Consider the following 12,499-nt stretch of genomic DNA (forward strand, 5'->3'; position numbering starts at 1 on the left):
ATCCATCGTGGCAACCAGAGCCGCCTAACGCATCGGGTACCCCCAGGAACCTTCTGCGGCCCGGCCCGCTTAATCTAGGTGACACAGGATTATCACGGGTCGGGCCACCCCACCCCCTGAAGGTGGGGAGCATTGATCCTGCATCCAAATGAGCGGAGTCGCAACTAACGAGATTTGCGACTGAAGTCCGATGTTCCCGGGCACAAGCCTTTCTGGCGGTGTCCCCGTTCGCTGCCTATATCGCCGGCATGAGCGACGGCTGGACCCTCCAGGAGCTGATCGACGCGGGCATGTCTGTCACGGGCGGATGCCTTGATTGCCATCGGCATCAGAAGCTCGATTTGGCAGCGCTACGCGACCGCTTCGGCTCTGATGCTCCGGCTATGGAATGGGATCTGAAGCCGAAGATGAAATGCGCGGTCTGCGGCCGCAAGCGCATCACGCTGACCTATTCGCCAGACACCAGCCCCAAAGACCTTCACCGCAAAAGGACGTAGCCGGCCAGCGCAGCCATCACCAAGCTTGCCGCCATCGCGACCATATCGCGCCGCCGGTAGCGCCAGACGGCGCTGGCGAGCATCACGAGGCCGATCGCGGAGATGTAAAGCGGAACGGCCATTCAGAACCGAAGGTCGTCGTCATCATCGGCTTCAGTTTGCAGGCCATCTCGCCACGCCAAGTAGTCTGCGAGTGTTTCAAACTCTTCTGGCACCTTCGGCGTGGCGGCCATGCTGCTATGGGGGACAAGCCTGACCGTTACGTCGCCGATGACCACCTCGGCAATGTAGCCGGCGGCCTTCGCGCCTTTGCAAATGGCGGTGATCTGTCTCTGAGTGATGGAGAGGGGCTTGCTCATGATTGTTTTGCGTCGAGTTCTCGGAAGGCTGCATAGCCCGCATCTGTCAGGATCAACGCTCCGACGGATTCGGGATATTTGTGGTGGGGAACGGTTTCCAAGTAACCTCTGGCCCTCAGGCGATCTTGGGTGTTCGGGCCACAGTTCTTGATGTCTCTGGTGTTCACCTGAACATTGGGTCCGTGCTCCGCCAATTGCGTAAGCGCCTGCCTCTCAAGCCTGAGGAGGGGCGAACCAGGGATGGATGCTAGCCATCTTTGCTCGGCGGCCTTGTGCAATTCCCTCATTTCATCGTGGCCCATAGTATGGGGATCGAAACCCAGCCGATCATAGTACCTTTGAAGCCAATCGTCCTTGTGCCCCGAGGGGATGGCGTAACCGCCGGGACCTGTCTGTTGCTCTTGCGGTTTGTGCCGATCCAGAATTGCATAGATCTGGTTTGGGGTTCTCTCCTCGCCGTCGACAGGCCATTCGTTCAAGTGAGCCTCGACTTCAGCTACCAGCCATAGCTTGCGAGAGTGCCATTTGCGGGGAGGCGGCAACGCGCCTTCGGTCACCATAACATCAATTGAGGAATTGCTTACGCCGATCGCGATTGCCAGGTCGTTCCGACTGAGAGCAAGCCGAAACGACGGGCGGCTGCCCTGGACTTGGGCTTTGGATATGATCATCGCTCTCTCGGCGGCGGTGGCTAGTTCAGCCTGGTCGGCACCTCGCCAAGGTAGCGGTGCAGAAATAGGGCGATCGTCTCCACGGTTTCGAAGTCGGGAAAGGCCGCCAGCGGCTCGCTTACATTGTCGCCCGCTTTGCCCACCATGGGAATCAGCATGAAATCGTCGAAGCGATGGGACCCATCAGTCGTGACCACGAACTTGAAGCCGCGGAACTCGCCGTTCAGCTCTTCCTCCATTCGCATCTGAAACGAAAGATTGTCGTACCTGTCGCCGATCGGCGGTACGACGATGAAACTGCGGCATGCGTTCATAGCTCCCCCTTTTGGCCCAAAAAAGCCGGCGACCGCTAATGCGGGTTGGGGTGACACTTTCGGCCGCCGGCTACCCTAGGCAACACTGGTATGAGATTCCGCGCTGAGGCTATGAGCAACGGGAAGGCTCGGCGATGGTGAATGAGAGGTTACTATCCACAAGCGGGCGTTAGACTTTGGTGGGCCCGGAGGGATTCGAACCCCCAACCAAGCGGTTATGAGCCGCCGGCTCTAACCATTGAGCTACAGGCCCCACGCGGGCTGGCTTAGTGTTTTTCGCTCGTCCGCACAAGGCTTTCGAAAGCGTAGCGAACACATCAGCCCGTTGAACCAGTTCCGGGCGATAGAGCGAACTGCTCTCGATTGAGGCAGTTCGGGTGAGTCAGTTCATATACTCACCGGGGTCCGCCAAATTGTCCGGTTCGGGAAATAGCATCTGCTTTTCAAGAGCCCGGTCGATGGCAATTGGCGTGGTGCGCTCTTCTAGATCGGCGACGCGCTTGACTGCCCAATCAACCATCCGGGCAAGCGCTGGCGAGAGAGCTGCTGGATCAGGTAGCAATGCTACCGTTTCCTTGAGATGAATAATCTCCATTCTGTCCTGGGCCACGGTCGCTAGGAACGTTTCCCGTGCCCGTTCTCTCTCAATACGTTTCTGTTCCAAGTCCTTACGGTGAGCGTAAAAGGCGCGCCGATCCTCGGCCTTTTGGCGCTGCTCGTCGATTTCGGCCTGCACCATTAAATTGATCTTGATAGAGAAGACTATTCCCCTCAGGTCGCTCTCGATTTGGATTCCATCCTTGTCGACCCAGTTCTTTTTGATGCCTTCCGATGATCCAAAAATCTGCAGGGCCAGTCGGCCCACGAAAACATTCTCAAACGAGCGCCAGCTTCCCGCTGGGCTTTTTACCCGCTTCTTAGGACTGCTGATCTCGAAGTGAATCTTCGACGCTCCTCGGATAAACCACATGCTTTCGTCGGTGCTGAGGAATGTTATGCCATCAGGTTCTAATTCGTGCGCGAGGGTATGAAGGAGCGTCAAAACCCTAGGAACACTTTCGCGGTGAATATAAACCCACGGCCGTTTGATGCCGCCTTCGTGGTCGACAGGGGCGCGTCGCATCTCTTGCTCAAATGCAATGACTGATCGGTGAAGACGTGACCCGATCTTTCTAATCTCGACCTTGGTGGCCTTGGGAGGCTGAAACTCCGCTTTCGCCTTCCGCGTCGCTTCAGCCGCAAATGCTGCCTGCGGATGAAGCGTTCGCCTCCATCCAAGAGAAACATGCTCCAGCGCGGGATTGTCGATCCTCCACAGCGGCGTCTTTGTCACCTTTTGACCCGCCTCGATCCGCGCCCAATGCCCGCGCCCCGGGACCGGGATCTGATGGCGCTCACAGATTTTTGCTAGGCCTCGCCCTGACAGTCCATGCTTCTCCGCCACGGTGTTAATCGGTTCGGACCAAACCAATTCGTAGAGTTCTTGTCGCGTAAACTGAACCATGTTTGCCTCGCTCATTTGCTAGGTAGCCTAGTCCAGTGCCGGAGCAAGTGTCATCATTACCTGGACTAAGCCACGAAGCAAATCGGCCGCTAGGGCTGGTCTTCCAAGTACGTTTCAAGCTTCCATTGGCGAGCCTTGGCTTGCCAGAGGTAACGCACCCAAACCCAGACTGCCGCGATCGCGGTCACGATCGTTGCCACATCGCCAGAAACCAAACCGCGTCGATCGCCCAGTTTGGCAATGTGCCCTCCCCGCGTCCCCGCTTTCTACCGGCTTGGTTACGTTGAGGGAAGATCGGCGCCGACCGCACAGAAACCGTACAGAAACCTCCTGATGTTTTCGCTCTGTTCCGGCTTCTTCCAAGCAGAAAAGCCAGCAAAATCAGGAAATCCACATCATTCGTAATGTGGGGCCGTCGGTTTGCCGACAACGTACGACGCGGTAGGCTCCGTCATCGGTTTGCCCGCAACCTGACGCCCGGACTTCCGTGGTTCAAGAACTCGATGCCAGCCCCTTCGAGCGCGCGCTGGACGGCTTGGACGTTCTGAGCCCGACCCGCGATGGGATCTGCCCCGGCTGCCTCCATGCTCCGTATCGTATTCACATGGACGCCAGCCGCTTTTGCAGCTTCTTGCTGCTCCATCCCCACGAGCGCCCGAGCTGCTTTTAGTTGGTTGCCGGTAGTCAGCATTGCTATCCCTCTGTTTCAAAAATGTGTACCACACACAGAAACAGGTTGACAATCGCCATTTCCCGTTTACGTTAACAGTACACAGCTTATTGTGTATGAAACACAAAACCGGAGAAGTGGAATGTCGAACACTCATGTTCGGGCAGCCGCCGAAGGCTTGCCCAATGTCAACCGCCGTAAGGCGCTTGCCCTTCTCTCCGGTGGCATAGCTGCTGCCGTGGTCACGCCGGCCGCTGCTTCTCCGCCGCCGGCATCCACCTTTCAGGACGTTCTGGCGGCCTGCCGGACGGCAGAGGATCACTACGAGGTTTGCCAGGCGCGCGAAACGTCGATCGCCGAAGCGCTCGGGAACAGCTTCTTTCCGACGTGGACCGCGCCGGGGGGCGCCTCCTCGATCTGGTCGCACGCGCCGAAGGCCTTCCACACCTCCGCGAGCCTTGAGGCTGAGATAGCTCGTAAACATGCAGGGATTGAAGCGAGCTTCGCGCAGGGCGGCATGAACAAGCCGGCCTATGACCGGTGGAAGCGCGACCTTGAAGAGCAGGGCGGCAAGGGACTGGCATCTCTCCGAGAGCAGGAAGCGGTCATCGACGCCAGCGGATACCACGACGCCTACGACAAGTGCGACAAAGCCTTTTTTGAAGCCAGAGACACCTTCCGGGCCGTTATGGCTCTCCGGTGCGAAACCATAGAGGAGGTCCGCGCCAAGGCCGCCTGCCTAATCCGCGTTTACAAGCGCTTGGGCCTGGAATTGGAAGTGGATGGGGACACCTTCGTCGCCTGCATGACATCGCTTTGCGAGGAGGCGTGACATGGGCGAGGTTATTCAATTCCGCCTTCGGCCCGAGCAGGGCATCAAGGACGAGCTGGCGGAACTTATCGCTTGGATCAAGCCGGCGTCGAACTGGCGCACCGGTCAAATGCAGATCGCCTTGGCCTATCATTTCTACATGACGGCCGACTATCGGCGCATCCTGGCCTGCGATGCGCATGGCAGGGAAAGCAAGGAAGCGCTGGCATGCTCGGCCGCGACGGAACGAGCCTCCAACGTCTGGCGGGTCGAGTGCCTGAAACAGATATTCATTCCGGCAGAGTGCGTCCGTCATCTTCGCTGGAAACAGGACTGGTTGCAGCGGCATGGCGGGGGCTCGCCGCAGACGGCGCTGGCGATGGCCCGTGATGAGGCGGCACTGGTCGATCGCATAGACCTCGCCAGACGCCAGCAGGCAGGGCGCCAAGCAAACCGCAGAGCGGCGCAGCGATGAACGCGGCGCCGGACGAATGGGAGCGGAAACGCTTTCCCTGTATCGTCGGAGCCGACGGTGACGATGGCTGACGGAGCCTTAACCCCGCTGTTTCCACAGCTTGCTAAAAGGTGGACAGGAGAATGGACAGGTTAAGGTCGGCTTTCGCCTAAGAGCTTGAAAATATTGCGAAAAACATCGGAAAACTGGTGCCGCTTGCGTGACTCGAACACGCGACCCCATCATTACGAATGATGTGCTCTACCAACTGAGCTAAAGCGGCCCGGGAAGCCGCTGGGCTTCCAAGATGCGCCGGTTGATAGACTCAACCGCCAGCTAATTCAAGATGGCTGGCGGCGAAATCCTGCGCTCATGCGCGGCAATTCCGTCGCTTGCCGCTGCGCGACAGTCTTAAGCGCCGCGCCAGCACGGCTTGCGGGCCGGCGCCGGCAGGCGTCCGATTCCGTTGCAGGCCGATCCGGCGGCGGCGACAAAAAATGTTGATTCTTCAACAAAAAACGCCGAAATGGGCATTGGATGCGTCGGCAAGGCAGCCGCCCGCCCGTTGATTGACTGGTCGCCTGCGGCTAACGATCGATAACTGTGAGCGAACGCGCAGAGGGAGCTCGCTTGGACGCCATCGAGAAAGCGATCCGCAACGCCTTCGAGAAAGGCAATCCCGAGGACCGGGCGTTTCGCGAGAAGGTCTATCGCTCGGCCTTTGCCGCGCTCGATCGCGTGCTGCAGGCCAACCCGAATGTGACGGTGGAAGCCGCCATCAACCGCCGCAAGGCGGTGCAGGCCAAGATCACCGAGATCGAATCCGAATTCCTGCCGGCTGTCCAGGCCGTTCCTGACGTGACGCTTCCGCTGGACAGCGGTCCATTCGTCGGCAACGCCGCGCCGGGGCCGGCGGTCGACACGCCGAGCCAGTCTCCCGCGCCGCCGGTGGATGCCCCGCGGGGCCCCGACCAGGCGGCACCGTCGCCGTCGATCACCGTCGACGGTCCGGTGCAGCCCGACACATCGGATGCGCCGCGCTCGCGCGTGCTGCCCCGCGTGCCCGACATCATGCCGGACGAGGCGCTTCCGAACGCGCCGACGCTTGATGACTCCCCCGGAGCGTCCATCGGCAACGGCGCCGAAGTGGCGCCGGATCGCGATGAACGGCGTATCCGTGGCCGGCGCCTGCCGCTCACCGCCATCTTTGTCGCGGCGACTCTGCTGGCGGCTGCCGGCATCGGCCTCTATTTCGCCAAGCAGACCGGCGTCTTCAAGACGGCGGCTGAACTCAACACCGGTCCGCCAGAGCCGACCCCGACGCTGGAAGACGAAGACTCCTCGCAGCCAGCCGACACCGGCTCGCCGCAAAAGCCCGGCGAGGCGGATCAGTCGAAGAACTGGATCAACGTCTTCTCGCCCAGCGATCCGACCCATGTCAGCACACCGTCCGACGCCGCCGCAGATGTGATGAAGGACGACACCGGGCAGTTCCTGCGCGTCCGCTCGGGCGCATCCGGCTCGGCCATTGCCTTCGATGTCGGCCAGGGCGTGCTGGAAAAGCTCGCCGGCAAGCATGCCATGTTTGACATCATCGCCCGCTCGGAAGAAGGCAAGGAGACGCAGATCTCGGTCGACTGCAATTTCGGCGAGCTCGGCGATTGCGGCCGCAAGCGCTATGCCGTCGGCCATGAGCGCAACGAATACCTGTTCGACGTGCAGTTCCCGAACAAGCACCCGGGTGCGGCCGGCACCATCGCCGTCAACTCCGACTTCGACAAGCAGGGCAAGTCCGTCGACATCTACGAGATCCGCGTATCGATCGCGGAGTGACCTCGGCATCGGCAGCGAGGGGCTATCTCCGGGGATGCGACGGACCTCCCCTCGATGGGAAGGTCGGCGCGAAGCGCCGGGTGGGGTGAAGCGTCGGCAGATTTCTAGCTGTCGAGCAGCGCCTGCAGCGTCTCGATCCGGTCGGCCTCGGCGGCCGGCTTGTCCCAGCGCAGCCGTGAGATGCGGGGGAACCGCATCGCGACGCCCGATTTATGGCGCGTCGAGCGGTTGAGGCCTTCGAAGGCCACTTCCAGCACCAGCCCATTCTTGCGATCGGCGCGCACCGAGCGCACCGGCCCGAACCGCTCGATCGTATGGTCGCGCACATATTTGTCGATTTGCCGCAGCTCCTCGTCGGTGAAGCCGAAATAGGCCTTGCCGACCGGCACCAGCTCTTCCGATCCCTCCGGGCCGGACCAGACCCCGAAGGTGTAGTCGGAATAGAAGCTCGAGCGCTTGCCGTGGCCGCGCTGCGCATACATCAGCACCGCGTCGATCGTGTGCGGATCGCGCTTCCACTTGAACCAGGGGCCTTTCGGCCGGCCGGCAAGATAGGGCGAATCCCAGCGCTTCAGCATCACCCCTTCGATGATCGGATGCGGCGGCGCCTGGCGCAGCCGCTCCAGCGTCTCCCAATCCGAAAATTCGACCAGCGGCGAAAGGTCGAAGCGGCTGGGATCGAGCGTCTGGACGAAGGCTCCGAGCCGGGTGCGGCGCTCGGCGAAGGGGAGGCTGCGCAAATCCTCGCCGTTGATTTGCAGCGCGTCGTAGCAGCGCATGAAGGCCGGATATTGCTGCTGGATTTTTGGCGAGACGCTCTTGCGGTTCAGCCGCTGCTGCAGGTCGGAGAAGGTTCCGGTCGCCTCGCGCGGGTCGCCGACCAACAATTCGCCGTCGAGCGCCGCCTCGAAATCCATCGTCGCGGCGAGGTCCGGGAAGGCGCCGGAAACATCGTCGCCGGTGCGCGAATACAGCCGGCGGATGCCGCCCTCGCACACCGCCTGGACGCGGATGCCGTCCCACTTCCACTCCGCCGCATAATCGGCCGGTTCGAGCTTTTCCAAATCGCCGTCGTCGACCGCGTTGGACAGCATCACCGGCCGGAACAATGCGAGCGCGGCGCTTCTCGGTTTTTCCGCCCGGCCTTCCAGCCACGCAAAGAGCGCCGTGTAGGGTGGCGTCAGCCCGTGCCAGAGCTCCTCGATCTCGACGACATCGACTTGGCCGAGATCGGCCAACGCCTGCTTGGCAAGCCGCGCCGACACGCCGATGCGCAACCCGCCGGTAACCAGCTTGATGATGGCGAAGCGCGCAGAGATGCTGGCGCTGTCGAGAAGCCTGGCGAGCACCTGCGGCCCGTCGGAGCGGCTCGCCGCCTGGAGCTTGCCGACCACTTCGGCGAGCGTCGGCGCGTGGTTCGGTATGTGGCCGGCCGGCTGCGGCCAGACCAGCGACACCGTCTCGGCGAGATCGCCGACATAATCGTAGGAATAGCCGAACAGCACGGGGTCCATCCGCTCGACCACCAGCGCGCGCAGCATCGCCGGCTTCACCGCCGCGATCGACAGATCGCCGGTGATCGCCGCCAGCGCCAGCCCGCGGTCGGGATCCTCGACGCTGCGGAAATAGTCGGTGAGCAGCGTCAGCTTGCCGTTGCGCGAAGGCGTCAGCACCAGCCGGTCGAGGAGCTCGGCGAAGCGGTTCATCGTTGGTAGCGCCATGCCAATCGCGAGAGCAGGCGCGAGGCGCCCCCCTCTGTCCTGCCGGCCATCTCCCCCTCAAGGGGGGAGATCAGATGCCGCGCCGGCTTTCGCCAATGTCTCGCGTCGCGGGAGATGCGTCGGCGCTGAAACTGCCAATCTCCCCCTTTGAGGGGGAGATGTCCGGCAGGACAGAGGGGGGCGCCGTAGAACTCGGCGGCAGCGATTGGCGAACACTGTTCCATCAATCGCCCTCGTCTTCATACCCAACAAGATGCAGCGGCCGCGCGGCGATGCCCTCCAGCTCGCACCAGCGCACCAGCGCTTCCTCGCGGCCATGCGTCACCCAGACCTCCTCGGCGCCGGTTTCCTTGATCGTGGCGATGAGCTCGTCCCAGTCGGCATGGTCGGAAATGATCAGCGGCAGCTCGACGCCGCCCTGCTTGGCGCGCTGACGGATGCGCATCCAACCTGAAGCGAAGCAGGCGATCGGGTCGGGGAAGCGCCGCGCCCAGCGGTCGGCGAAGGCGGCCGGCGGCCCGACGACGATGGCGCCTTCGAAATCGGCCTTGCCGCCGCTTTCCACCGTCGCTGGTTCGAGTTGCCCCAGATCGATGCCCTGGCGCTGGTAATATTCGCTGAGCTTGGCGAGCGCGCCGTGGATATAGATCGGCCTGTCGTAACCGGCCTCGCGCAGCAGCCGCATGACGCGCTGCGCCTTGCCCAGCGCATAGGCGCCGATCAGGTGCGAACGCTCGGGAAATTGCGTCGCCGATTTGAGGAGGCGCGCGATCTCCTCATGGTCCGGCGGGTGCCGGAACACCGGCAGCCCGAAGGTCGCCTCGGTGATGAAGACATCGCAAGGCACCGGCTCGAACGGCAGGCAGGTAGCGTCCTTCTGGCGCTTGTAGTCGCCGGAGGCGACGATGCGCAGGCCCTGATGCTCGACGACGATCTGCGCCGAACCCAGCACATGTCCGGCCGGATGGAAAGTGACGGAGACGCCGTTGATATCGATCGTCTCGCCGATAACGGCTGCCTGCGTGGTTTCGGCGAAATCCTCGCCATAGCGCAGGCCCATGATGTCGAGCGTTTGCTGGGTGGCAAGCACCGAGCCGTGGCCTGAGCGCGCATGATCGGAATGGCCGTGCGTGATCAGCGCGCGGCCGACCGGCCGCACCGGATCGATGAAGAAATCGCCTGGCGGGCAGTAGAGCCCTTCGGGTCGTGGCTTGAGCAGGTCGCTGGCGCGCATGGCCTTGAACATAGTGGCTAAATTCGACGCGGGAAGCCTGTTGCAACAGACTGCTGACTCGTCCTACAGCCGGCCGCCGGTTCGCACACCGGCGGGATCAACGGAACCATGAAACCACTTAAGGCCTCCTCCGGCGATTTGAACGCCGACCGTCGCGCCGACTTTGCCGAGATGCTGCTGGCCTCCGGCGAGCCTGCGCAGGCGGCGGAGCTTTTGCTTGGCGCGCTGGAGCTGGCGCCGCAATGGACGGCGGGCTGGTTCCGGCTCGGCGAGATGCAGGAAGCCGCACGTTTTCCCGACCAGGCCGCCCACGCATGGGCGATGGCCATGAAGCTCGATCCCGCGGACCGGCTGGGTTCCGCGCTCAAGCTGCAACTGATCGGCCATGCGCCGGTGGCAGCGGCTCCGCCCAGCGCTTTCGTCGAGACCCTGTTCGATCACTATGCCGACAGTTTCGAGCAATCGCTGGTCGGGAAACTCGGCTATCGGATGCCCGAGTTTCTCGAGCGCGCCGTTCGCGCGGCGAGCCCGAGCCGGTTCCGGCTGGCGCTCGACCTCGGCTGCGGCACCGGCCTGATGGGCGAAAGGCTGCGCCCGATCGTCGACCGGCTGGAAGGCTATGACATTTCGAGCAGCATGTTGCGGAAGGCGCGCGCCAAAGGCATCTACGACCGGCTTTCCAAGTCCGATCTCCAGCATTTCTGTCGACCCGACGCGAAAGCCGACCTCGTGGTCGCCGCCGACGTGTTCATCTATGTCGGGGCGCTCGAACGCATTGTTGGAGCAATTGCCGCCAGTCTGGTCGATGAAGGGCTCTGTGCGTTCTCGGTCGAGACACTTGCCGGTGGCGATGACTTTGCATTGCTGCCCTCGCGGCGCTACGCGCATTCCGAGGCCTATGTGCGGCGCGTTCTCGCCGACAGCGGGTTTGCGATCCTGTCGCTGGAAAGCACGACCATCCGGCATGACCGCGGCGAGCCAGTAGGAGGCCTTGCGGTAATAGCCCGTCGCTGGCTGGCGGAATGAGGGCGACGGCTGCTCGCGAAAAAGCCCGAATCGCATGTCGGCTTAGGCTCGGGCGATACGGCACGGAGAATTACCATGCGCTGGACCATGGCTGTGTTGGCATCTTGCCTGATGACGGCCGGCTGCGTTGGCGGCACTTCGATGGCGGAGCGCCAGGACGAAAACGTCCAGTCGTCGCTGCAATATGACAGCGTGCCCTGCGACCAGCTGCTAGCCAATCGCAACGCGCTGGCGCAGCAATACAATCTGCCGGTCACCGCAAAACCGGCTTTCTCCAATCCGGCGATGGGTTTTGGCCCGTTCACGCCGGACATGCGCTCCAGGGCGCAGCGCGACAGCGACAAGGCGAGCGGCGAGATCGACGCAATGAACCGTTCGATCGAACGGCGCGATTGCGGCAAGCCGAAGAAGAAGGACAAGTTCGCGCTGCCGGGCTCGAAGCCGGCGTCTGCTCAGTAACCCGCTTCGCGATCGACGACGTTTTCGAGCTTTTCGCCGCGCTCGAAGGCAGCCATCTGCCGAAGCATGATCGGCACCAGATGGGCCGGGTCCGAGGTCGCCGCCGCATGCGGCGTCACGAACACTTTCGGATGGCTCCACAGCGGGCTCGTCTTGGGCAGCGGCTCGACCTCGAACACGTCGAGGCTCGCTTCCTTCAGCGTGCCGTCTTCCAGCGCGCTCAGGATGTCGGCATCCTTCTGCAGCCGCCCGCGCCCGGCGTTGATCAGCACCGAGCCGCCAAGGCCGTTGCGTTTGCGCAATTCCTTCAGAACGGCGTAATTGACGATGCCTTGCGTGCGCGGCGTCAGCGGCAACAGCACCACCAGGATGTCGGTGGCGTTGAGGAAGGGGATCAGCCCGCCTTCGCCGGAATAGGTCGAGACCCCCTGCATCGGGTGCTCGGTGCGCGACCAGCCGTTCACGGCGAAGCCTAGCGCCAAAAGCACCGATGCCGCGGCGCGGCCAAGGTTGCCGAGACCCATGATGCCGACGGAGATGTCGCCGGCCGGGCGTTGCGGCGGCTCGTGCCAGGTCTTCTTCTGCTGTTGCGCTCGGTAGAGCATGCCCTGGCGATGGTGGTCGAGCACGCGCCAGACGACATATTCGGTCATGTATTGCGTGAGATTGTCGGCAACGACCCGGACGATCGGCACCTCGGGCAGGCCGGGGTCGGCGAAGATATGGTCGACGCCTGCGCCGATCGAGAAGATGGCGCGCAAATTGGGCAGCGACGACAACAGATTCGGTTTCTGCTTCCACACCACTGCATAAGCGATCGAGGGATCGCTCGGACCATCAGGCTCCAGCACCACCTCGCGCTCGGCCGCGAGCAGTTCGCGCCAGCGCTGCGGGTGAAAGCCGGTGAGGGCAAGCAAGACTTTGCCTTTTTCCATTCGCGCAGTGT

General features: G+C 62.4%; 15 protein-coding genes and 2 tRNA genes. 6 read left to right on the forward strand and 11 right to left on the reverse strand.

From position 1 onward, the window contains the following. Window positions 1-248 precede the first annotated feature (248 nt). Window positions 249-497, forward strand: a complete 249-nt coding sequence (locus tag CK224_RS19290; protein WP_095783110.1) for a hypothetical protein — start codon at window positions 249-251, stop codon at window positions 495-497. Here CK224_RS19290 and CK224_RS31340 read toward each other — a convergent pair. From CK224_RS31340 to CK224_RS19320, 7 genes are all read right to left on the reverse strand, one after another. Beyond that, window positions 479-619, reverse strand: a complete 141-nt coding sequence (locus CK224_RS31340; RefSeq protein ID WP_176477962.1) for a hypothetical protein — start codon at window positions 617-619, stop codon at window positions 479-481. The two genes, CK224_RS19290 and CK224_RS31340, sit on opposite strands and share 19 nt — an antisense overlap. After that, window positions 620-856: a hypothetical protein gene (locus tag CK224_RS19295; protein WP_095782858.1), complete on the reverse strand. Its 237-nt coding sequence runs from the start codon at window positions 854-856 to the stop codon at window positions 620-622. Beyond that, the gene (locus tag CK224_RS19300; RefSeq protein ID WP_095782859.1) at window positions 853-1,527 is read right to left on the reverse strand and encodes a hypothetical protein; all 675 of its coding nucleotides are present in this window, start codon (window positions 1,525-1,527) and stop codon (window positions 853-855) included. The genes CK224_RS19295 and CK224_RS19300 overlap by 4 nt, the downstream gene beginning before the upstream one ends. 20 nt (window positions 1,528-1,547) lie before the next feature. After that, window positions 1,548-1,898 carry a hypothetical protein gene (locus CK224_RS19305; RefSeq protein ID WP_141245829.1) on the reverse strand — a complete coding sequence of 117 codons (351 nt, stop codon included), beginning with the start codon at window positions 1,896-1,898 and terminating at the stop codon, window positions 1,548-1,550. Window positions 1,899-2,018: 120 nt separating this feature from the next. Beyond that, window positions 2,019-2,094 (reverse strand) — tRNA-Ile (locus tag CK224_RS19310). A 129-nt stretch (window positions 2,095-2,223) separates the two neighbouring features. Continuing rightward, complete coding sequence (locus CK224_RS19315; RefSeq protein WP_141245830.1) at window positions 2,224-3,360, reverse strand: hypothetical protein; 1,137 nt, start codon at window positions 3,358-3,360, stop codon at window positions 2,224-2,226. A gap of 436 nt (window positions 3,361-3,796) precedes the next feature. Next, entirely contained in the window at window positions 3,797-4,036 is a 240-nt protein-coding gene (locus CK224_RS19320) for a helix-turn-helix transcriptional regulator (protein WP_095782862.1), read from the reverse strand. 121 nt (window positions 4,037-4,157) lie between these two features. Between CK224_RS19320 and CK224_RS19325 the strand changes: the two genes are divergently transcribed. Next, entirely contained in the window at window positions 4,158-4,847 is a 690-nt protein-coding gene (locus CK224_RS19325; RefSeq protein ID WP_095782863.1) for a hypothetical protein, read from the forward strand. 1 nt (window position 4,848) lies between these two features. Continuing rightward, window positions 4,849-5,301, forward strand: coding sequence for a hypothetical protein (locus CK224_RS19330; protein ID WP_095782864.1), 453 nt, complete (start codon window positions 4,849-4,851; stop codon window positions 5,299-5,301). A gap of 186 nt (window positions 5,302-5,487) precedes the next feature. On the opposite strand, the gene CK224_RS19335 is transcribed toward CK224_RS19330, so the two are convergent. Next, window positions 5,488-5,563 (reverse strand) — tRNA-Thr (locus CK224_RS19335). A gap of 347 nt (window positions 5,564-5,910) precedes the next feature. On the opposite strand from CK224_RS19335, the gene CK224_RS19340 reads away from it, so the two are divergent. Further along, window positions 5,911-7,113, forward strand: a complete 1,203-nt coding sequence (locus CK224_RS19340; protein ID WP_095777610.1) for a hypothetical protein — start codon at window positions 5,911-5,913, stop codon at window positions 7,111-7,113. Between the two features lie 104 nt (window positions 7,114-7,217). Here CK224_RS19340 and CK224_RS19345 read toward each other — a convergent pair whose 3' ends face one another. Further along, window positions 7,218-8,819 carry a cisplatin damage response ATP-dependent DNA ligase gene (locus CK224_RS19345; protein ID WP_095782865.1) on the reverse strand — a complete coding sequence of 534 codons (1,602 nt, stop codon included), beginning with the start codon at window positions 8,817-8,819 and terminating at the stop codon, window positions 7,218-7,220. A 238-nt stretch (window positions 8,820-9,057) separates the two neighbouring features. Then, on the reverse strand, window positions 9,058-10,068 hold the full coding sequence (locus tag CK224_RS19350; protein ID WP_095783111.1) for a ligase-associated DNA damage response exonuclease: 1,011 nt from the start codon (window positions 10,066-10,068) through the stop codon (window positions 9,058-9,060). Window positions 10,069-10,176: 108 nt separating this feature from the next. Here CK224_RS19350 and CK224_RS19355 point away from each other — a divergent pair, with 108 nt between their 5' ends. Beyond that, entirely contained in the window at window positions 10,177-11,094 is a 918-nt protein-coding gene (locus CK224_RS19355; protein ID WP_095782866.1) for a methyltransferase domain-containing protein, read from the forward strand. Window positions 11,095-11,169: 75 nt separating this feature from the next. After that, window positions 11,170-11,553: a hypothetical protein gene (locus CK224_RS19360; RefSeq protein WP_066996215.1), complete on the forward strand. Its 384-nt coding sequence runs from the start codon at window positions 11,170-11,172 to the stop codon at window positions 11,551-11,553. Here the strand turns inward: CK224_RS19360 and CK224_RS19365 are convergent. Then, window positions 11,547-12,488, reverse strand: a complete 942-nt coding sequence (locus CK224_RS19365) for a glyoxylate/hydroxypyruvate reductase A (RefSeq protein ID WP_095782867.1) — start codon at window positions 12,486-12,488, stop codon at window positions 11,547-11,549. The genes CK224_RS19360 and CK224_RS19365 overlap by 7 nt on opposite strands. Window positions 12,489-12,499: the final 11 nt, after the last annotated feature.

This window comes from Mesorhizobium sp. WSM3862 (assembly GCF_002294985.1).
GTDB lineage: Bacteria > Pseudomonadota > Alphaproteobacteria > Rhizobiales > Rhizobiaceae > Mesorhizobium.